General features: G+C 71.4%; 18 protein-coding genes and 1 tRNA gene. 17 read left to right on the forward strand and 2 right to left on the reverse strand.

What is annotated here, in order from left to right; genetic code table 11:
• Positions 1-82: 82 nt before the first annotated feature.
• From QE370_RS12185 to QE370_RS12255, 15 genes are all read left to right on the forward strand, one after another.
• Positions 83-1,273: a glycosyltransferase family 4 protein gene (locus QE370_RS12185; RefSeq protein ID WP_309634514.1), complete on the forward strand. Its 1,191-nt coding sequence runs from the start codon at positions 83-85 to the stop codon at positions 1,271-1,273.
• Positions 1,270-2,046 carry a hypothetical protein gene (locus QE370_RS12190; RefSeq protein ID WP_309634515.1) on the forward strand — a complete coding sequence of 259 codons (777 nt, stop codon included), beginning with the start codon at positions 1,270-1,272 and terminating at the stop codon, positions 2,044-2,046. Before QE370_RS12185 ends, QE370_RS12190 begins: the two co-directional genes overlap by 4 nt.
• On the forward strand, positions 2,046-2,786 hold the full coding sequence (locus tag QE370_RS12195; RefSeq protein ID WP_253023666.1) for a sugar transferase: 741 nt from the start codon (positions 2,046-2,048) through the stop codon (positions 2,784-2,786). Before QE370_RS12190 ends, QE370_RS12195 begins: the two co-directional genes overlap by 1 nt.
• A gap of 38 nt (positions 2,787-2,824) precedes the next feature.
• Complete coding sequence (locus QE370_RS12200; RefSeq protein ID WP_067858174.1) at positions 2,825-3,070, forward strand: HGxxPAAW family protein; 246 nt, start codon at positions 2,825-2,827, stop codon at positions 3,068-3,070.
• Between the two features lie 7 nt (positions 3,071-3,077).
• Positions 3,078-3,737 (forward strand): RDD family protein, encoded by a 660-nt coding sequence (locus tag QE370_RS12205; protein ID WP_253023667.1) that lies wholly within the window; start codon positions 3,078-3,080, stop codon positions 3,735-3,737.
• Positions 3,738-3,843: 106 nt separating this feature from the next.
• Positions 3,844-4,329 carry a hypothetical protein gene (locus QE370_RS12210; RefSeq protein ID WP_253023668.1) on the forward strand — a complete coding sequence of 162 codons (486 nt, stop codon included), beginning with the start codon at positions 3,844-3,846 and terminating at the stop codon, positions 4,327-4,329.
• Positions 4,330-4,472: 143 nt separating this feature from the next.
• Positions 4,473-5,279 carry an indole-3-glycerol phosphate synthase TrpC gene (gene trpC / locus QE370_RS12215; RefSeq protein ID WP_253023669.1) on the forward strand — a complete coding sequence of 269 codons (807 nt, stop codon included), beginning with the start codon at positions 4,473-4,475 and terminating at the stop codon, positions 5,277-5,279.
• An 86-nt stretch (positions 5,280-5,365) separates the two neighbouring features.
• Complete coding sequence (trpB, locus tag QE370_RS12220; RefSeq protein WP_253023670.1) at positions 5,366-6,595, forward strand: tryptophan synthase subunit beta; 1,230 nt, start codon at positions 5,366-5,368, stop codon at positions 6,593-6,595.
• A complete protein-coding gene (gene trpA / locus QE370_RS12225) occupies positions 6,592-7,386 on the forward strand; it encodes a tryptophan synthase subunit alpha (protein WP_309634516.1) in 795 nt (264 codons plus the stop codon). The genes trpB and trpA overlap by 4 nt, the downstream gene beginning before the upstream one ends.
• Positions 7,383-8,243: a prolipoprotein diacylglyceryl transferase gene (gene lgt / locus QE370_RS12230; RefSeq protein WP_309634517.1), complete on the forward strand. Its 861-nt coding sequence runs from the start codon at positions 7,383-7,385 to the stop codon at positions 8,241-8,243. The genes trpA and lgt overlap by 4 nt, the downstream gene beginning before the upstream one ends.
• 71 nt (positions 8,244-8,314) lie before the next feature.
• Entirely contained in the window at positions 8,315-9,037 is a 723-nt protein-coding gene (locus QE370_RS12235) for a VIT1/CCC1 transporter family protein (protein WP_309634518.1), read from the forward strand.
• A gap of 184 nt (positions 9,038-9,221) precedes the next feature.
• Entirely contained in the window at positions 9,222-13,790 is a 4,569-nt protein-coding gene (gene gltB / locus QE370_RS12240) for a glutamate synthase large subunit (RefSeq protein WP_256475073.1), read from the forward strand.
• Positions 13,783-15,252 carry a glutamate synthase subunit beta gene (locus QE370_RS12245; RefSeq protein ID WP_253023674.1) on the forward strand — a complete coding sequence of 490 codons (1,470 nt, stop codon included), beginning with the start codon at positions 13,783-13,785 and terminating at the stop codon, positions 15,250-15,252. The genes gltB and QE370_RS12245 overlap by 8 nt, the downstream gene beginning before the upstream one ends.
• Positions 15,253-15,433: 181 nt before the next feature.
• Positions 15,434-16,891 (forward strand): pyruvate kinase, encoded by a 1,458-nt coding sequence (gene pyk, locus QE370_RS12250; protein ID WP_253023675.1) that lies wholly within the window; start codon positions 15,434-15,436, stop codon positions 16,889-16,891.
• A gap of 55 nt (positions 16,892-16,946) precedes the next feature.
• A complete protein-coding gene (locus QE370_RS12255) occupies positions 16,947-17,222 on the forward strand; it encodes a DUF3072 domain-containing protein (RefSeq protein WP_253023676.1) in 276 nt (91 codons plus the stop codon).
• A gap of 16 nt (positions 17,223-17,238) precedes the next feature.
• Here the strand turns inward: QE370_RS12255 and QE370_RS12260 are convergent.
• Positions 17,239-17,324, reverse strand: a tRNA-Leu gene (locus tag QE370_RS12260).
• A gap of 74 nt (positions 17,325-17,398) precedes the next feature.
• Here QE370_RS12260 and QE370_RS12265 point away from each other — a divergent pair.
• The gene (locus QE370_RS12265) at positions 17,399-18,010 is read left to right on the forward strand and encodes an ANTAR domain-containing response regulator (protein WP_253023692.1); all 612 of its coding nucleotides are present in this window, start codon (positions 17,399-17,401) and stop codon (positions 18,008-18,010) included.
• Positions 18,011-18,140: 130 nt separating this feature from the next.
• Positions 18,141-19,415: an ABC transporter substrate-binding protein gene (locus QE370_RS12270; RefSeq protein ID WP_309634519.1), complete on the forward strand. Its 1,275-nt coding sequence runs from the start codon at positions 18,141-18,143 to the stop codon at positions 19,413-19,415.
• A gap of 624 nt (positions 19,416-20,039) precedes the next feature.
• Here the strand turns inward: QE370_RS12270 and QE370_RS12275 are convergent.
• The gene (locus tag QE370_RS12275) at positions 20,040-20,864 is read right to left on the reverse strand and encodes an ABC transporter ATP-binding protein (RefSeq protein ID WP_083516390.1); all 825 of its coding nucleotides are present in this window, start codon (positions 20,862-20,864) and stop codon (positions 20,040-20,042) included.
• Position 20,865: the final 1 nt, after the last annotated feature.

A 20,865-nucleotide genomic window follows, 5' to 3' on the forward strand; every position in this document is an offset into this window, starting at 1 on the left:
AGCCGCCGCGGACGTAACCCCGGGTGCCGCGCCTCGTTGACCCGTGCGACACCGAGAAGCGGTGACCACGAGTGGAGGTCGAATGCGCGTCCTCGTGCACGACTACAGCGGGCACCCGTTCCAGGCCCAGCTCAGCCGCGAGCTCGCCCGGCGCGGGCACGACGTGACGCACTCCACCTGCAACGCCTACGTCTCCGGCAAGGGCCGTCTCGAGGCGCAGCCCGGCGAGACGATCCGCTTCGAGACCGTCGGCGACGGCATCGTCTTCGACAAGGGCCGCTTCGTGCAGCGACTGCTGCTGGAGGTGCGCCTCGGTGTCGAGCTCGTGCGCCACGTGCGCCGCGTCCGTCCCGACGTCGCGCTCATGTCGAACGTGCAGATCCCGACGCTCGTCGTCTTCGCCGCCGCCATGGCGCTGTTCCGCCAGCCCTGGGTGCTGTGGCACCAGGACGTCTACTCCGTGGCCGTCCGGTCCTTCGCGGGCGCCAAGCTGTCGCGCTCCTTCCGTGCCGTCGCGCTCGCGTTCGACCTGGCCGAGCGCTGGACGTCGCGGCGTGCCAGCCAGGTGGTCGTCATCGCCGACTCCTTCGTCCCGGTGCACGAGCGGTGGGGCACGGCGGACAAGACGACCGTCATCGCCAACTGGGCCCCGCTCGACGAGATCGTGCCCGTCCAGCGCAAGAACGACTGGGCCGTGGAGCACGAGCTCGACGACGTCCAGACCCTCCTGTACTCCGGGACCCTCGGCCTCAAGCACGACCCGGCCCTGCTGGTGCGGCTGACGGCCGCCGTGCGCGAGCTCGGTCGTCCCGTGCGGCTCGTCGTCGTGAACGAGGGCCCCGCGGCCGACGTGATCCGCGCCGAGGCCGACCGGCTCGACGTCCCGCTCACCCTGCTGCCCTTCCAGCCCTACGAGCGTCTTCCCGAGGTGCTCGGCAGCGGCGACGTCCTCGTCGTGCTGCTCGACCAGCAGGCGGGGGCGTTCTCGGTGCCGTCCAAGACGCTCTCCTACCTGTGCGCAGGACGCCCCGTCGTCGGCCTGATGCCCGAGGAGAACGCCGCCTCCGACCTGGTCGAGCGCGCCGGTGGCCACGTCGGCCGTCCCGAGGCGGCCTCGCTGCCCGCGGCGGCGGCCTGGGTCGACGCCCTGCTCGCCGACGACGAGCGGCGCGACACCGTGCGCGCGCAGGCGCGTGAGCTCGCCGAGCAGGAGTTCTCGCTGGCCGGCTGCGCCGACCGGTTCGAGGCCGTGCTGCAGCGAGGTGCGCGATGACCGCCACGTCGAGCAGTGCCGCCCTGCGAGCGGACGCCGGCCCGGACGTCGTCGACCCCATCCCCGCCGGCACCGTGCCGTTGGTCGTGGTCGGCCCGCGCACGCGCGTCGGTCGCAGCCTGCTGGCCCTGCGCGAAGGACCTGTGCTCGCCGTCTCGCGCCACGCCGACGACACCGCGGCGCTCGCGGGTGCCGACGTCCTCGACGTCGAGGACGACGACCTCGGGACTCGGCTGGCCGGTGCGTCGGCCGTCGACGTCGCCGTGTGCGCGCTGGGCCCCGTCCACCCGGGCGCCCCCGACCACGACCGCGACGTCGCGGGCCTGCGCCGCGACCTCGGACTCCTGCGCCGCGTCCTCGCTGCCGCGGACGGCCGCCCGGTCCGCATCGTCCTCGTGTCCTCGGTGGTCGCCCTGGCGCCCACGCCCGACCGGCGCTACTACGGCGGCGCGAAGAGCCTCGTCGAGCAGCTGCTCCTCGAGCTCGTGGCCGCCCACCCGCACGCACGCCTCGACGTGCTCTACCCCGGCCGGCTCCTGGCCGCGGGGGAGGGCACCCGCCCGTGGCACCGGCTGCACGCGCGGTTCGACCGCGTCGCGGCACACGTCGAGCGCGCGCTGCGGGCGTCGCAGCCGCTCGGCCGTCGTCGCGTCGTCGGTCTCGACGCCCGCCTCTGGCTGGCCGTCCGTTCCCTCTCCCTCGTCGTCCAGGGCCTGCGCCCCGGACGCGTCGATCCGTCCGCTGAGCTCGTCGAACCGAAGGTGGCCCCCTGATGTGGAAGAAGCGCGCACTCGACCTGTTCCTCACCGTCGCCGGGGCGATCGTGTGGGTGCCGGTGGTCCTCACCGTCGCGGCCGGCATCCTGCTCGCGGAGGGACGCCCGGTGTTCTACCGCTCCCGCCGGCGGGTCAGCAGCGACGAGGTCGTGCTGCTGACCAAGTTCCGCACGATGGTCCGCAACGCCGACAAGCTCGTCAACCGTGACACCGTCCCGGTCGACGACACCACCCGCTTCCTCAACATCCCGGCGGACTCGCCGCTGTACACGCGCATCGGGCGGTTCGTGGAGCGCTTCGCGCTCACCGAGCTGCCGCAGCTGTGGCACGTCGTGCGCGGCGACATGAGCGTCGTCGGCAACCGCCCGCTGCCGCAGAACGTCATCGACTGCCTGCGCGAGGAGTTCCCGCAGGTCTCCGACCGCTTCCTGACCCGCGCCGGGCTGACCGGACCGGCCCAGCTGGTCGGGCGTGAGGCGCTCGGCGACGCGGAGCGCCTCGACCTCGAGGCCGCCTACTGCCGTGCCTGCCTCAACGGCTACCAGGCGCGCCTGGACATCGTCATCCTGGCCGCCACGATCCTCGGCGTCCTGGGCATCGGTCGCGACCGCGACGCGCGCGCCGTGCACGCCCTCATCGCCCGCCACTCCGGACGCTCGCGCTCGTACGCGCTCGCGCCCACCGGCTCGACGCGCTCCGCTGGAGGTCGCGCCAGCGGCGCCGCCGCGCACCGGTAGGCTGTCGGAGTCGTCCCCCTCGCAGGAGAGAGAGCTGCATGTCGCACGGATCGTCGCCCGCGTCCTGGACCGCCGTCCTGGTCTGCCTCGCCGGCTTCACCATCGGCGGGATCGCTCTGATCCCCGAGCCGCACTGGGTGCCCTTCACGATCGGCGCGGCGCTCGCCGTGATCGCCGGACCGCTCGGCCTGGTCATGTCGCGCATGGGCTTCGGCGCCGAGCGCGCCCCCGGCCACGGTGCGACGGCGCACGGCGTCGACGAGCACCGCGGCGTCACGGACTGACCCCACCGTGAGCAGCGACGGGCCTGCCTGGGGCGAGCGGCCCGAGTCGGACGCTCCGACGCCGCCGCCCGCTGCCCCCGCCCCGCAGTACCCGACCTACCCGGGCCAGACGCCCGGGGGCGACGTCGCCGGTGCGCCGCACCCGGTGGCACCCACCGCGTCCGGCGCGTCCCCGACGCTGCCGTCCGCCCCGCCCGTGAGGGTCGCGGCCGAGCCGGCCGGGTGGTGGATCCGCGTAGCCGCGGCGTTCGTCGACTTCCTCGTCCCGTTCGTCCTCACGTGCGTCCCCTTCGTCGCGGGCTTCGTGGTCGCGTTCTCGGACTCGCGGTACGACGAGGCCACCGACACCGTCACCGACGTCGAGCCGGGCGGCTTCGTGATCACCGGGCTCGCCGTCGTCGCGTTCCTCGCCTTCGACGCGTGGAACCGGGGCCTGCGGGTGGGCTACCGCGGCGAGAGCCTCGGCAAGCAGCTCGTCGGCGTGCGCATCGTGCGTCGTGACGGCACCGTCACCGGACCTCTCGAGGGATTCTTCCGGTGGATGATCGCGATGTTCCTGCAGTGGACGTTCGTCGGCCTGCTGGTCGACCTGCTGTGGCCCCTGGGCAACGACGCGCGGCAGACGGTCCACGACCTCGCCGTCGGCACGTTCCCGATCCGCACCTGACCAGCCCCGACACGCCTGGCAGGGCTCGGCTGGACCCGGCGTCCGCACCACGCTTGGATGGTGGCAGAGCCGGGGCAGCACCCGGCCCGACCGGAGGAAGAGATCCATGGAGCCGTTCCCCGCCAGTCCCGAGCCGGAGTACCGACCCGAGGGCAAGGGCCCTCGCCCGGCGTCCGTCGCCACCGCCGTCAAGCTGATCTGGGCCAACGTCGCGCTGAGCCTGCTCTCCGCGGTGCTCGCCTTCGCGATGCTCGACGACCTCATCGACCAGGCGATCGACAACGCCGGCTCCGGCGCGACGATCGACCGTGACGCGGCCCGTATCGGCGCCATCGGCGCCGTCGTCTTCGGCCTGATCATCGGCGTCGGCCTCGCGGCGCTGTTCGCCTACTTCATCGGCAAGGGCGCCAACTGGGCGCGCATCGTCTACACGGTCCTCATCGTGATCGGCGTGCTCGGGTCGCTGGCGCAGCTGGGCGGCCAGCCGCCCGTCCTGCTCGTGCTCTCGCTCGTCAGCCTCGCGATCGGCATCGCCATCGTGGTGTTCCTCTACCGCCCCGACGCGAACGCGTACTTCAAGAAGAAGGCCTGAGCCGGACGCCCGCCGCCCCGGTCCGATCCCGCACGATCGGACCGGGGCGGTCGTGCGTGCGCACCCCAGGACCCAGGGCCGCCGTCCGCCTGCTGCGCGGGTACCCTCGGGGGAGCAGCTCGAACCCTGACGAGGAGGTGGCCATGACGGTGCTCGACGACATCCTCGCGGGCGTCGCGGAGGACCGCGCCGCCCGACAGGCCACCTGCTCCCTCGAGCAGCTCAAGGAGCAGGCGCGGCTCCAGCCGCCGGCCCTCGACCCGATGCCGACCTTCCGCGCCGACGGCGTGAGCGTCATCGCCGAGGTCAAGCGAGCGAGCCCCAGCAAGGGTGCCCTCGCGGCCATCAAGGACCCCGCAGGTCTCGCGGCCGACTACGCCGCCGGTGGTGCCGCCACCATCAGCGTGCTCACCGAGCGCCGTCGCTTCGACGGCAGCCTCGACGACCTGCGTGCCGTCCGCGCCCAGGTCGACGTGCCGGTGCTGCGCAAGGACTTCATCACCACCTCCTACGAGCTTTGGGAGGCCCGTGCGGCCGGCGCCGACATGGCGCTGCTCATCGTCGCGGCGCTCGACCAGGAGGCGCTCGTCAGCCTCATCGAGCGGGCCCGGTCGATCGGCCTGACGCCGCTCGTGGAGGTCCACGACGAGGACGAGGTCGACCGCGCGCTCGACGCCGGAGCCGAGCTGATCGGCGTCAACGCCCGCGACCTGAAGACGCTCGAGGTCAAGCGCGACACCTTCGAGCGGCTCGCGCCGCGCATCCCCGACGGTGTCGTCCGGGTGGCCGAGTCCGGCGTGCGCGGTCCGCACGACGTGCTGGAGTACGCACGCGCCGGGGCCCACGTCGTCCTCGTCGGCGAGACGCTGGTCCGCGGCGACGACCCGCGCGCCAGCGTGGCCGACCTCGTCGCCGCCGGCGCACACCCCGCCCTGCAGCAGAGGCCCTGACGTGGTGCTGACAGCCCTGTGGCGATGGTGACGGTCGACCCCGCCCCACCGACACCTCCGTACCCCGTCACCCCAGGGAGACACCCATGACCGTCTACGCCCAGCCGGACGCCACCGGCCACTTCGGCCGCTTCGGTGGCCGCTTCATGCCGGAGGCGCTCGTCGCCCCGCTCGACGAGCTCGCGGAGGCCTGGGCCGACGCGCAGGCCGACCCGTCCTTCCTCGGCGAGCTCGACCGCATGTTCCGCGAGTACGCCAACGTGCCCAGCCCGCTCTACGACGCCACCCGGTTCTCCGAGGCGGTCGGCGCACGGGTGCTGCTCAAGCGCGAGGACCTCAACCACACCGGCGCGCACAAGATCCGCAACGTGCTCGGCCAGGCGCTGCTCGCCAAGCGCATCGGCAAGCCCCGGGCCATCGCCGAGACCGGCGCCGGCCAGCACGGCGTCGCCTCGGCCACCGCGTGTGCCTACCTCGACCTCGACTGCACCGTCTACATGGGCGAGGTCGACACCGAGCGCCAGGCGCTCAACGTCGCCCGGATGAAGATGCTGGGCGCGGAGGTCGTGCCCGTCACGACCGGCAGCCGCACGCTCAAGGACGCCATCAACGAGGCGCTGCGCGACTGGGTGGCCAGCGTCGACCACACCTCCTACCTGTTCGGCACCGCGGCCGGGCCGCACCCGTTCCCGACGATGGTGCGCGACCTGACGCGCGGCATCGGCGACGAGGCCCGCCGCCAGGTCCTCGAGCTGACCGGCAGCCTGCCCGACGCGGCCGTCGCGTGCGTGGGCGGCGGCTCGAACGCCATCGGCCTGTTCACGGCGTTCATCGACGACGCCGACGTGCAGCTGCTCGGGGTCGAGGCCGGCGGCGACGGCTACGAGACGGGCCGCCACGCGTCGCCGATCACGGCCGGCGACGTCGGTGTGCTGCACGGGGCGCGCTCCTACCTGCTGCAGGACGAGGACGGCCAGACGATGGAGTCGCACTCCATCTCCGCCGGGCTCGACTACCCCGGTGTCGGGCCCGAGCACTCCTACCTCGCCTCCATCGGCCGCGCCCGCTACGTGCCGGCCACCGACGCCCAGGCGATGTCCGCGTTCGACCTGCTCTGCAAGACCGAGGGCATCATCCCGGCGATCGAGTCGGCCCACGCGCTCGCCGGCGCCGTGGAGCTCGCGAAGGAGCTCGGCCCCGACGCGACGATCCTCGTCAACCTGTCCGGCCGCGGCGACAAGGACGTGCACACCGCGGCCGAGTACTTCGGCCTGATCGACGGTCCCGTCGTGCTCGAGGAAGGCGTCGAGGAGTGAGCAGCATCGACGCGCTCTTCGAGCGCACGCGCGCCGAGGGGCGCGCCGCGCTCGTCGGCTACCTGCCCGCCGGCTTCCCCGACGTCGAGACCTCCGTCGCCGCCCTGACCGCCATGGTCGAGGGTGGCTGCGACCTCGTCGAGATTGGCCTCCCGTACAGCGACCCGGTCATGGACGGCCCCACCATCCAGGAGGCGGCCGAGACGGCGCTGGCCAACGGGTTCCGCACGAGCCAGGCGTTCGACGTCGTGCGTCGCGTGACCGAGGCCGGCGCGCCCGCCGTCGTGATGACGTACTGGAACCCGGTCGAGCGCTACGGCGTCGACCGCTTCGCCGCCGACCTCGCCGAGGCCGGGGGAGCGGGCCTCATCACGCCCGACCTCATCCCCGACGAGGCCGAGGAGTGGGAGAAGGCGTCGCGCGAGCACGGGCTCGACCGCACCTACCTGGTCGCGCCCTCCTCGACCGACCGCCGGCTGTCGATGACCGCCGACGCCGCGAGCGGGTTCATCTACGCCACTGCCGTCATGGGCGTCACGGGCGCCCGGCAGGAGACCAGCTCGCTGGCGCCCGAGCTCGTCGCTCGGCTGCGCGAGGTGACCGACAAGCCCGTCGGCGTCGGTCTGGGTGTCAGCAACGGCGGCCAGGCGCACGAGATCGCCCAGTACGCCGACGCCGTCATCGTCGGGTCCGCCTTCGTGCGCCGGCTGCTCGACGCGCCCGACGCCGCCAGCGGCGTCGAGTCGGTCCGTGAGCTGGCCCGTGAGCTGCGCGAGGGAGTCGTCCGATGATCCTGTCGAGCGCCGGCCTGGTCACCTACATCCCCAGCCCCTCCACGGGTGTCTGGCACCTCGGACCCTTCCCGCTGCGCGCCTACGCGATCGGCATCATCGTCGGCGCTCTGCTCGCGATCTGGATCGGCGAGCGACGCTTCGTGGCCCGCGGCGGACGCGAGGGACTCATCAGCGACGTCGCGATCTGGGCGATCCCGTTCGGCATCGTCGGTGCGCGGATCTACCACGTCGCCACCGACCCCGAGCTGTACTTCGGCGAGGGCCGGCGTGCGATCGAGGCGCTGTACATCTGGAACGGCGGGCTCGGCATCTGGGGTGCCATCGCCGGCGGTGCCGTGGGCGCCTACATCGCCTGCCGTCGTCACGACGTCTCCTTCCTGGCCGTGGCCGACGCGCTCGCGCCCGGTCTGCTCGTCGCGCAGGCCGTGGGACGCATCGGCAACTACTTCAACTCCGAGCTGTTCGGGCGCCCCACCGACCTGCCGTGGGCGCTCGAGATCGCGCCGCAGCACCGTCCGGTCGGGTACGAGCAGTTCGCGACGTTCCACCCCACGTTCCTCTACGAGCTGCTGTGGAACCTCGCCGCGGCGGCCCTGCTCGTCGTCCTCGACCGTCGGCTGCGGTTCACGGGCGGCCGGGCGTTCGCGCTGTACGTCATGCTCTACACCGCGGGCCGGTTCTGGATCGAGCAGCTGCGCATCGACACCGCGAACCACGTCCTCGGCGTCCGGCTGAACGTGTTCACCGCGGCCATCGTCTTCCTGGCGGCCCTCGCGTACTTCCTGTGGAGCCGGCGTCGCGACCGCGCCGCGCAGGACGGCACACCCGCCGACGAGGACGCCACCGCCTCCTGACTCGTCCGGACGTCGGGCAGCCAAGCCTGCGCTGCGGTGACAGGACGGCGATCGCGGCCTAGGTTCGTGCCGTGAGCACCCCTGAGCCGCTGCCCGACCCGGGCGCCGTCACCCACGAGCACCCCGACGTCACCGGCGGCTGGCTGAGACCGGCCGTCTTCGGCGCCATGGACGGTCTGGTGTCGAACTTCGCCCTCATCATGGGCGTCACCGGAGGCAGCACCGACCGCACGCCCGTGATCGTCGCCGGCCTCGCGGGACTCGCCGCGGGCGCCTTCTCGATGGCGGCGGGGGAGTACACCTCCGTCGCCAGCCAGCGGGAGCTCGCGCAGGCCCAGGTGGCCATCGAGCGCGACGAGATCGTGCGCAACGGCCCGGCCGAGCAGGCCGAGCTCGCCGCCGCGTTCGTCGCCAAGGGCATCGACGAGGCGACCGCCCGCGAGGTCGCGCAGCAGGTGCACCGCGACCTCGACCACGCCGTCGCCGTGCACGCCGCGGAGGAGATGGGCATCGACCCCGACGACCTGCCGTCGCCGGTCGTCGCTGCGGCGTCGTCGTTCCTCGCCTTCACCGCGGGTGCCCTCGTGCCCCTGCTGCCGCTCGTGCTGGGCGCCACGACGTCGGCGCCGACGATCGTGCTGTCGCTGCTGGCGCTGTTCGCGTGCGGTGCCGTCGTCACGCGCGTCACCAGCAGGCCCTGGTGGTACGGCGGTCTGCGTCAGCTCGTGCTCGGCGGTGCGGCGGCCGGCGTCACCTACCTCATCGGCCACGCGGCCGGCACCAGCGTCGGCTGACCCCGCGGCACGCACGCCCGCTGCACAGGGTCGCCTTCCTCGTCGCACGGCGGCCGAGCCTGTACAGTGGGGACGCTGTCCTGGGCCAACGTCGTCCCAGGGTCGGACCACCTCCACGGTGGTCCAGCACCCATCATGATGACGCGAGAAGGGACTCTCGGTGAGCGCATCCACCCCTCCTGAGCTGCAGCGGACCTCCGGCCCGAAGTTCTCGGCCCTCCCGGCCGCGCAGGGCCTCTACGACCCGATGCACGAGCGCGACGCCTGTGGCGTGGCGTTCGTCGCGACCCTGTCGGGCGTGCCGAGCAACGAGATCGTCCAGCACGGTCTCACCGCGCTGCGCAACCTCGACCACCGCGGCGCCGTCGGTGCCGAGGAGAACACCGGCGACGGCGCCGGCATCCTGCTGCAGGTCCCCGACCGGTTCGTCCGCGGCGTGGCGCAGGAGCAGGGCTTCGACCTGCCCGAGACCGGCAGCTACGCGGTCGGCCTGGCGTTCCTGCCGGCCGAGCCCGACGCGGCGGCCGAGGCCAAGCAGCGCGTCGAGGCGATCGCCGCCGAGGAGTCGCTGACCGTCCTCGGCTGGCGCCCGGTGCCCGTCCAGCCCGACATCCTCGGCTCCATGGCGCGCGGTGCGATGCCGTCGTTCGAGCTGCTCTACGTCGAGTCGGCCGGCCAGCCCCGCTCGGGCCTCGAGCTCGACCGGCTCGCGTTCTGCCTGCGCAAGCGCGCGGAGCACGAGACGGGCGTGTACTTCCCGTCGCTGTCGGCGCGGACCCTCGTCTACAAGGGCATGCTCACGACCGAGCAGCTCGACGCGTTCTTCCCCGACCTGCTCGACGAGCGCATGGAGTCGGCCCTGGCCATCGTGCACAGCCGCTTCTCGACCAACACGTTCCCGAGCTGGCCGCTCGCGCACCCCTTCCGGTTCGTCGCGCACAACGGCGAGATCAACACCGCGCGCGGCAACCGCAACTGGATGCGCGCCCGCGAGGCGACCCTCGAGAGCGAGCTGATCCCCGGCGACCTCTCGCGCCTGTACCCCATCTGCGACCCCGAGGGCAGCGACACCGCCTCGCTCGACGAGGTGCTCGAGCTGCTGCACCTCGGCGGTCGCGAGCTGCCGCACGCCGTGATGATGATGATCCCCGAGGCGTGGGAGAACAACGACGTCATGGACCCCGCACGTCGGGCGTTCTACGAGTTCCACTCCTCGATCATGGAGCCCTGGGACGGGCCCGCCTGCGTGTGCTTCACCGACGGCACGCAGATCGGCGCGGTCCTCGACCGCAACGGCCTGCGCCCGGGCCGCTTCTGGATCACCGACGACGGTCTCGTGGTGCTCGCGTCCGAGGCCGGCGTGCTCGACCTCGACCCCGCCACCATCACCCGCAAGGGCCGTCTCGAGCCGGGCCGGATGTTCCTGCTCGACCTCGACGAGCACCGCGTCGTCGAGGACGAGGAGATCAAGTCCCGGCTCGCGAACGAGCACCCCTACGACGAGTGGCTCTACTCCGGTCTCGTCCGCTTCGAGGACCTGCCCGACCTGGAGCACATCATCCACACGCACGCGTCCGTGACGCGTCGCCAGCAGGTCTTCGGCTACAGCGAGGAGGACCTGCGGATCCTGCTCGCCCCGCTGGCCCGCACCGGCGCCGAGGCGATCGGCTCGATGGGCACCGACACGCCCATCGCCGCCATCTCCGAGCGCCCGCGCATGCTGTTCGACTACTTCAGCCAGCTGTTCGCGCAGGTCACCAACCCGCCGCTCGACGCCATCCGCGAGGAGGTCGTCACGTCCCTCGCGGGCACGATGGGTCCCGAGGCGAACCTGCTCGAGCCGAGCCCGGCCTCGTGCCGCATGCTGCAGCTGCCGTTCCCGGTGATCGACAACGACGAGCTCGCGAAGATCCGGCACATGAACAAGGACGGCGACATGCCGGGGTTCAGCGTGCACGTGGTCCGCGGCCTCTACGACGTCAACGGCGGCGGCGCGGCGCTCAAGGCCAAGCTCGACGAGATCTGCGCCGACGTCTCGCGCGCGGTCGCCGACGGCGCCCGCATCATCGTGCTCTCGGACCGGCACTCCGACTCCGAGCGCGCGCCGATCCCGTCGCTGCTGCTCACGGCCGCCGTGCACCACCACATGGTGCGCGAGAAGCTGCGCTCGCAGGCCGGTCTGCTCGTCGAGACCGGCGACGTCCGCGAGGTGCACCACGTCGCGCTGCTCATCGGCTACGGCGCGACGGCCGTCAACCCGTACCTGGCGCTGGAGTCGGCCGAGGACCTCGCCCGCGAGGCGAACTTCGTGCGCGACGTCAAGCCGGAGCAGGCCGTGCGCAACGTTGTCTACGGCCTCGGCAAGGGCGTCCTCAAGGTCATGAGCAAGATCGGCGTCTCGACGGTCGCGTCCTACACGGGTGCGCAGATCTTCGAGTGCGTCGGACTGTCGCACGAGGTCGTCGACGCCTACTTCACGGGCACGTCGAGCAAGCTCGGCGGCATCGGTCTCGACGTCATCGCCGACGAGGTGGCCTCGCGGCACGCCCGCGCGTACCCCACCCAGGGCATCGTCGGTCGTCGGCGCGTCCTCGAGGTGGGCGGTGAGTACCAGTGGCGTCGCGAGGGGCCGGAGCACCTCTTCGACCCCGAGACGGTGTTCCGCCTGCAGCACTCCACCCGCTCGGGCCGCTACGACATCTTCAAGAAGTACACCGAGCGCGTCGACGAGCAGTCCGAGCGGCTGATGACGCTGCGTGGCCTGTTCTCCTTCAAGGAGGGCGTGCGTCCGCCCGTGCCGATCGACGAGGTCGAGCCGGTCAGCGAGATCGTCAAGCGCTTCTCCACCGGCGCGATGAGCTATGGCTCGATCAGCCAGGAGGCGCACGAGACCCTCGCCATCGCGATGAACCGCCTCGGCGGCAAGTCCAACACCGGCGAGGGCGGCGAGGACCCCGAGCGGCTCTACGACCCGGAGCGTCGCTCGTCGATCAAGCAGGTCGCGTCGGGACGCTTCGGCGTCACCAGCGAGTACCTCAGCAACGCCGACGACATCCAGATCAAGATGGCGCAGGGCGCGAAGCCCGGCGAGGGCGGCCAGCTGCCCGGACCGAAGGTGTACCCGTGGGTGGCCAAGACGCGTCACTCGACGCCGGGCGTCGGCCTCATCTCGCCGCCGCCGCACCACGACATCTACTCGATCGAAGACCTCAAGCAGCTCATCCACGACCTGAAGAACGCCAACCCGTCGGCCCGCGTGCACGTCAAGCTGGTCTCCGAGGTCGGCGTCGGCACGGTCGCGGCAGGCGTCTCGAAGGCGAAGGCCGACGTCGTGCTGATCTCCGGCCACGACGGCGGGACGGGTGCGTCGCCGCTGACGTCGCTCAAGCACGCCGGCGGTCCGTGGGAGCTCGGTCTCGCCGAGACCCAGCAGACCCTGCTCGTCAACGGGCTGCGCGACCGCATCGTCGTGCAGTGCGACGGTCAGCTCAAGACCGGCCGCGACGTCGTCGTGGCGGCGCTGCTCGGGGCCGAGGAGTTCGGCTTCGCGACCGCACCCCTCGTCGTCAGCGGCTGTATCATGATGCGCGTCTGCCACCTCGACACCTGCCCGGTCGGCGTCGCGACGCAGAACCGCCAGCTGCGCGAGAAGTTCTCGGGCAAGGCGGAGTACGTCGTGAACTTCTTCGAGTTCCTCGCCCAGGAGGTGCGCGAGTACCTCGCGGAGCTCGGCTTCCGCTCGATCGACGAGGCCGTGGGCCACGCCGAGGTGCTCGACGTCCGCCAGGCCGTCGACCACTGGAAGGCCCAGCACCTCGACCTCTCGCCGATCCTGTACGTGCCCGAGCTGCCGGAGGGTGCGTCGCTGCGCAACACCAGCGGCCAGGAGCACGGGCTCGACGTGGCGCTCGACGCGGAGCTCATCCGCATCAGCGCGGACGCGCTCGAGCGGGGCGAGCCGGTGCGTGCGCAGCTGCCCATCCGCAACGTCAACCGCACGGTCGGCACCATGCTCGGCCACGAGCTGACGAAGCGGTACCGCGGCGAGGGCCTGCCGGAGAACACCATCGACCTGACCTTCCTCGGGTCGGCGGGCCAGTCCTTCGGCGCGTTCGTGCCGCGCGGCATCACGCTGCGGCTCGAGGGTGACGGCAACGACTACGTCGGCAAGGGTCTCTCCGGCGGACGGCTCGTCGTGCGGCCCCCGCGCGACGCGACGTTCGCGGCGGAGGCGCAGATCGTGGCCGGCAACGTCATCGGCTTCGGCGCGACCAGCGGCGAGATCTTCCTGCGCGGCAAGGTCGGCGAGCGGTTCTGCGTGCGCAACTCCGGTGCGTCGGCCGTCGTCGAGGGCGTGGGCGACCACGCGCTCGAGTACATGACCGGAGGCACCGTGGTCATCCTCGGACCGACCGGCCGCAACGTCGCGGCCGGCATGAGCGGCGGTCAGGCCTACGTCCTGGACCTCGACCACTCGCTCGTCAACCCCGAGATGGTCGCGCTGAACACCGTCGAGGCGGGGTCGGAGGCGGCCGAGGCGCTGCACGCCCTCGTGGTCAAGCACCACGAGGAGACCGGCTCCGCCGTGGCCGAGCAGCTGCTCGGCGCGTGGGAGCAGTCGCTCGCACGCTTCACCGAGGTCATGCCCGTCAACTACCGCAAGGTGCTCGACGCCAAGGCCGAGGCCGAGGCCGAGGGCCTGTCCGAGGACGACACGACCGCACGCATGATGGAGGTGGCCGCACGTGGCTGATCCCCGAGGTTTCATCACGACCCCCCGCCAGGTGGCCCCGCGCCGCCCCGTCGAGGAGCGGGTGAACGACTGGAACGAGGTCTACCCCGGTGGACCGGGCAAGGCGCTGCTCCCGATCATCACGGAGCAGGCCGGACGCTGCATGGACTGCGGCATCCCGTTCTGCCACCAGGGCTGCCCGCTGGGCAACCTGATCCCGGAGTGGAACGACCTGGTCTGGCGCGACGACTGGATCGAGGCGATCGACCGGCTGCACGCGACGAACAACTTCCCGGAGTTCACGGGTCGGCTCTGCCCGGCCCCGTGCGAGACGGCGTGCGTCGTCGGCATCAACCGCGAGCCGGTGACCATCAAGAACGTCGAGGTCTCGATCATCGACCGCGCGTGGGAGTGGCGGAACGTGCGCCCCGAGCCGCCGGAGTACCTCACGGGCAAGACCGTGGCCGTCGTCGGCTCGGGTCCGGCCGGTCTCGCCGTCGCGCAGCAGCTGACCCGCGCCGGTCACACCGTCGCGGTGTACGAGCGCGACGACAAGGCCGGCGGTCTGCTGCGGTACGGCATCCCGGAGTTCAAGATGGAGAAGGTGCACGTCGACCGTCGCGTCGAGCAGATGCAGCGCGAGGGCACCGTGTTCCGCACCGGCGTGCAGGTGGGCGACACGCTCACCGGCAGCCAGCTGCGCGACCGCTACGACGCCGTCGTGCTCGCCATCGGCTCGACGGTGCGCCGCGACCTCCCCGCCCCGGGGCGTGAGCTCGCCGGCATCCACCAGGCGATGGAGTTCCTGCCGCAGGCCAACCGCGTCGCGGTCGGCGAGGAGGTGCAGGACCAGATCCTGGCGACCGACAAGGACGTCGTCATCATCGGTGGCGGCGACACCGGTGCCGACTGCCTCGGCACGTCGATCCGCCAGGGCGCGCGCTCGGTGACCAGCCTGGAGATCATGCCGCAGCCCGGCGACGACCGGCCCGAGACGCAGCCGTGGCCGACCTACCCGATGGTCTACCGCGTCGCGTCGGCGCACGAGGAGGGCGGCGAGCGCAAGTACGCCGTCTCCACGAAGGAGTTCGTCGGCGACGACGACGGCAACGTCGCCGGCCTGCGCATCGTCGATGTCGAGATGAAGGACGGCCGGTTCGAGGAGGTGCCCGGCTCGGAGAAGGTGATCCCCGCGCAGCTCGTGCTGTTCGCGATGGGCTTCACCGGTCCCCAGCGCGAGGGCCTCGTCGAGCAGCTCGGCGTCGACCTCGACGAGCGCGGCAACATCGTCCGCGACCGCGACTTCATGTCGTCGGTGCCGGGCGTGTTCGTGGCCGGCGACGCCGGCCGCGGTCAGTCGCTCATCGTCTGGGCGATCGCCGAGGGACGCTCCGCGGCCGCCGGCGTCGACGCCTACCTGACCGGCGGACGCAGCCCGCTGCCGCGCCCGATCAAGCCGAACGACCGGCCGCTGATGGTCTGAGCGACACGGTGCGCAGGCGGCCCAGGTCGCCGTACGAAGGGGTCGGGAGCAGCAGCTCCCGGCCCCTTCGCCGTCCCGTCGGGGGCCTCGTCGACGGGCCCGGTGAACTCTCAGCGTCTTTTGTTGCGCGCGTCCACCAAGTGACTCGCCGGTACACCCCCGCTGTCGATAGGGTCGTGGAGTGCGTAGAGCCAAGATCGTCTGCACGCTCGGACCGGCCGTCGCGACCGCCGAGCGTATCCTCCAGCTGGCCGAGGCGGGCATGGACGTCGCCCGCCTCAACATGAGCCACGGCGACCATGCCGACCACGAGGCCAACCTCGGCCACGTCCGTGCCGCCGCCGAGCGCACCGGCAAGGCGATCGCCGTGCTCGCCGACCTCCAGGGTCCGAAGATCCGGCTCGGCCGCTTCGCCGACGGCCCCGTCGACCTCGCCGTCGGCGACCGGTTCACCATCACCACCGACGACGTGCCCGGCGACGCCGAGCGCGCCTCCACCACCTACTCGGGGCTGCCGGGCGACGTCTCGCCCGGCGACGAGATCCTGATCGACGACGGCCGCGTGCGGCTGCGGGCCCTGGAGGTCACCGGGCACGACGTCGTGACCATCTGCGAGACCGCGGGACGCCTCAGCAACAACAAGGGCATCAACCTGCCCGGTGTCGCCGTGAGCGTCCCCGCCATGAGCGACAAGGACGTCGAGGACCTGCGGTTCGCTCTGCGCCAGGGCGTCGACTTCGTCGCGCTGTCGTTCGTGCGCAACGCCCGCGACGCCGACGACGTCCGCCGCGTCATGCACGAGCTCGACATCCACCGTCCCGTCATCGCGAAGATCGAGAAGCCGCAGGCCGTCGACAACCTCGACGAGATCATGGACTCCTTCGACGGCTTCATGGTCGCGCGCGGCGACCTCGGCGTGGAGCTCCCGCTCGAGGACGTGCCGATCGTGCAGAAGCTGATCGTCGAGAAGGCGCGGCGCAACGCCAAGCCGGTCATCGTCGCCACCCAGATGCTGGAGTCGATGATCTCGGCCCCGCGCCCGACCCGCGCGGAGGCGTCCGACGTCGCCAACGCGGTGCTCGACGGCGCCGACGCGGTGATGCTGTCCGGCGAGACCAGCGTGGGGGAGTACCCGATCCAGACGGTGCGCACGATGGCGCGCATCATCGAGTCCACCGAGGACCACGGCCTGCCGCGCATGGCCGCCTACACCTGGCAGGCGAAGACCCGCACCGGCATCATCTGCCGTGGTGCCTCGCAGGTGGCCGAGGCCATCGACGCGCGCTACGTCGTCGCGTTCACGACGATCGGTGGGTCCGCCCGCCGCATGTCGCGCTACCGCTCGCACATCCCGGTCATCGCGTTCACGCCCGACCCCATGACCCGCAACCAGCTCGCGCTCACCTGGGGCGTCGAGACGTTCCTCGTGCCCGAGGTCAAGCACACCGACGAGATGGTGCTGCAGGTCGACAAGCGGCTGCTCGAGGTCGCGCGGTGCTCGCACGGCGACGAGGTCGTCATCGTCGCCGGCGCCCCGCCCGGCATCCCCGGCTCCACCAACGCGCTGCGCATCCACCGCATGGGCGATGCCATCAACCGCGTCGTGCCCGCGTACGAGCACCCCGCCGAGGAGAACTGAGCCCGGCGTCGACGCTCGACGCGCGGGTGTCGGCGGGGCGACGTACGGCGGGGACATGACTGAATCGAACACGTCGTCGAACACGTCCTCCGAGTCCACGGCGGACGCCGCGCCCGGGTCCGACGTCATCGGTGCGGACGCCGGCGGCACCACCGAGAAGGACCCGCAGGACTGGGTCACCGGCGACGAGCCGATGACCGGCGCGCAGCGCTCGTACCTCGACACGCTCGCCCGCGACGCCGGCGAGACGCTCTCGGCCGACCTCACGAAGGCGGAGGCCTCCGAGCACATCGAGCGGCTCCAGGAGCAGACGGGGCGCGGGTCGGACTGACGGTCCGCGGGCGCGCTGGTGCCGACTGCGGGACTCGAACCCGCACGCCCTCTCGGACAACGGTTTTTGAGACCGTCGCGTCTACCATTCCGCCAAGTCGGCGCGCCGCGCGTGCCCGCTAACCTTCTCACGTGACCAGCCGACCGACCGAGACGCCCCGCACCGACGAGACCCCTGTGACCGGTGAGCCCGTCGACCGTCCCCGTGTCGTCATCGCCGAGGACGAGGCACTCATCCGGCTCGACCTCGCCGAGATGCTCGCCGAGGAAGGCTACGACGTCGTCGGGCAGGCTGCGGACGGTGTCGAGGCCGTCGAGCTCGCCACGGCCCTGCGGCCCGACCTGGTCGTCATGGACGTCAAGATGCCGCGGCTCGACGGCATCGCGGCGGCACGTCGCATCGCGGGGGAGCGGATCGCGCCCGTCGTCATGCTGACTGCGTTCAGCCAGCGCGACCTCGTCGACCGTGCCCGCGAGTCCGGGGCGATGGCCTACCTGGTCAAGCCGTTCACGGCCTCCGACCTCGTCCCCGCCATCGAGATGGCCCGCAGCCGGTTCGCTGAGCTCGCGGCACTGGAGGCGGAGGTCGAGGACCTCACCGACCAGCTCGCCACCCGCAAGGTCGTCGAGCGCGCCAAGGCGCAGCTGCAGGCTGCCCTCGGGCTCAGCGAGCCGGAGGCGTTCGGGTGGATCCAGCGGACGGCCATGGACCTGCGCATGCCCATGCGCACGGTCGCCGAACGGGTCGTGGAGCACGGTGTGCCGGGTGCCGATCCCTCACCCGAGTGAGCGATCCGTATTACAAGTTGACTACGAAACAGGACTTTCACACGAGCCCGACCTGCGCGACCCCCTCGGCGACTAGTTTCGTCCTACGGCTCGACCCGTCGGGGGTCGGACCAGAGTTCCCGGAGGATCAATGAAGCGCAGTACCAGGACCATGCGGCTCGCCGCGGTCGCCGCGGCCGGCGCGCTCGTGCTCGCCGCCTGTGGTGGAGGCAGCGGCAGCGACGACGAGAGCAGCGACAGCGGCGACAAGGCCTCGGCCTCCAAGGCCGACGGCACGCTGACGATCGGTACCCTGCTCCCGCAGACCGGCAGCCTCGCGTTCCTCGGCCCGCCGGAGTTCGCGGGCGTCGACCTCGCGATCAAGGACATCAACGCCGACGGCGGCGTGCTGGGCAAGGACGTCAAGGGCGTCAAGGGCGACTCGGGCGACACCGACTCGGGCATCGCCCCGGCCGAGACCGACAAGCTGCTCGACGCCGGTTCCGACGTCATCGTCGGTGCCGCGTCCTCGGGCGTCTCGATGACGGTCATCGACAAGATCATGTCGGCCGGCACCGTGATGTTCTCGCCCGCCAACACGTCGACCGACTTCGACAAGGGCGACTACGCGAAGCCCGACCTGTACTTCCGCACCGCGCCCTCGGACATCCTCCAGGGTGCCGTGATGTCGAACCTGCTCGTCCAGGACGGTCGCCAGAACGTCGCGATCCTGGCCCGTCAGGACGCCTACGGCGAGACGCTGGCCTCGGAGATCAAGAAGGGCCTCGAGAACGCCGGCTCCAAGGTCGCCGCGACGGTCTTCTACGGCGAGAACGCGCAGTCCTACGACTCGCAGGTCCAGGAGATCGCCGACAGCAAGCCGGACGCGATCGTGCTCGTCGCCTTCGAGGAGACCACGACGATCATCCCGCAGCTGGTGCAGGCCGACGTCGGCCCGCAGAAGGTCCCGACGTACTTCGTCGACGGCAACACGGCCGACTACAGCGGCAAGCTGCCCGAGGGCACGCTCGAGGGCACGAAGGGCACCATCCCCGGCGCCGAGACGTCCGGTGACTTCAAGAAGCGCCTCCTCGAGGTCGACCCGAAGCTGAAGGACTACTCCTACGCAGCCGAGTCCTACGACGCGGTCGTCGTGTCGGCGCTCGCGGCCATCAAGGCCGACAGCGACGCGGGCGACAAGATCGCCAAGGAGATCCCGGGCATCACCGAGGGCGGCGAGAAGTGCACGACGTTCAAGGACTGCGCCGCGCTCCTGAAGGACGGCAAGGACATCGACTACGACGGTGTCTCCGGTCCGATCGAGCTGGGTGAGACGGGCAGCCCGACGGCCGCCTCCATCGGCATCTACGAGTACGGCGCCGACAACACCTACAAGGCGGTCGACTACATCAGCGGCACGATCTGAGCCACTGACGTCGAGCACGTCCCGCACGAGGCCCCCGGGTTCCACCCGGGGGCCTCGTCGCGTCTGGTGGTTTGCTGATTCCCATGACCTGAGGGGGACCAGCAACCCACCACGGTCTTCTTCCACTCACCTGCGGATGACACCGAGGGTGAGTGAGAGATTCCCAGGTCGACCTGGGAATCTCCGCGACGCGCGACGCGCGACGCTCGGACGGCTTCCAGGCGGCGCAGCGTGGGCACCGGGCACGATTTCCTCAGCCACGCACGGAAAGCTCTCCGTGCCTAGCTGAGAGAACCGTGCCTCGCGGGAGGAAACCGGGCAACGGGGAGAGAACCGTGCTCCGCGGGAGATTCCCAGGTCGAGCTGGGAATCTCATCGACGCAGGACAGTCGGCTGCCTCGTAGCGGCGCAGGGCAGTCGCCAGGCACGGTTTCCTCAGCCAGGCACGGAAAGCTCTCCGTGCGTGGCTGAGAGAACCGTGCCTCGTGGGAGAAAACCGGGCAGCCGGGAGGAAACCGTGCCTCCCGGGAGATTCCCAGGTCGACCTGGGAATCTCGCCTCCAGACGCACGAAGGCCCCCGACGCGCGCGTCGGGGGCCTTCGGGGTCGAGCCGGGGGGAGCGGTCAGCTCGCCTTCTTGCCCAGCGTGCCGAGGTAGAGCTCGATGACCTTCGGGTCGTTGCCGAGGGAGCGGCCGGTGCCCGAGTAGGCGGAGCGGCCCTGGTCGAGGACGTAGCCGCGGTCGCAGATCTGCAGGCAGCGCTTGGCGTTCTGCTCGACCATGATGACCGAGACGCCGGCCTTGTTGATGTTGCGCGTCTGCACGAACACCTCGTCCTGCAGGACGGGGGAGAGGCCGGCGGAGGGCTCGTCGAGCAGCAGCACCTGCGGGTCCATCATCAGGGCGCGACCCATGGCGACCATCTGACGCTCACCACCGGACAGCGACCCGGCGCGCTGCTTGCGGCGCTCGCCGAGACGCGGGAACAGGTCGGTGACGAACGCGAAGCGCTCCGTGAACGTCTTCGGCGCCTGGTAGCAGCCCATCTCGAGGTTCTCCTCGATCGTCAGGCTCGGGAACACGTTGTTCGTCTGGGGGACGAAACCGATGCCCTTGGTGACCAGCTGGTCCGCGCGCTGGTTGGTGATCTCCTCACCCTTCAGCGTCACGCTGCCCTCGTGGATCGTCACCAGGCCGAACAGCGACTTCAGGAGCGTCGACTTGCCGGCGCCGTTCGGGCCGATGATGCCGACGAGCTCGCCGGGCTGGCAGTACAGGTCGGCGCTGTTGAGGATGTTCACGCCGGGCAGGTAGCCGGCGATGAGGCCGTCGGCGCGCAGGATGGCCCCGTCGGCTCCCTTCTGGTGCTTCGCGCGCTCCTCGGCGAAGTTCGCGTCGCGTGCGGCCTCGCGTCCGGCGTCCTGGCCGGGCTCGTGGATCTCTGCCATG

It is taken from the genome of Aeromicrobium sp. SORGH_AS_0981 (genome assembly GCF_031453195.1).
In the GTDB taxonomy this organism is placed as follows: Bacteria; Actinomycetota; Actinomycetes; order Propionibacteriales; family Nocardioidaceae; genus Aeromicrobium.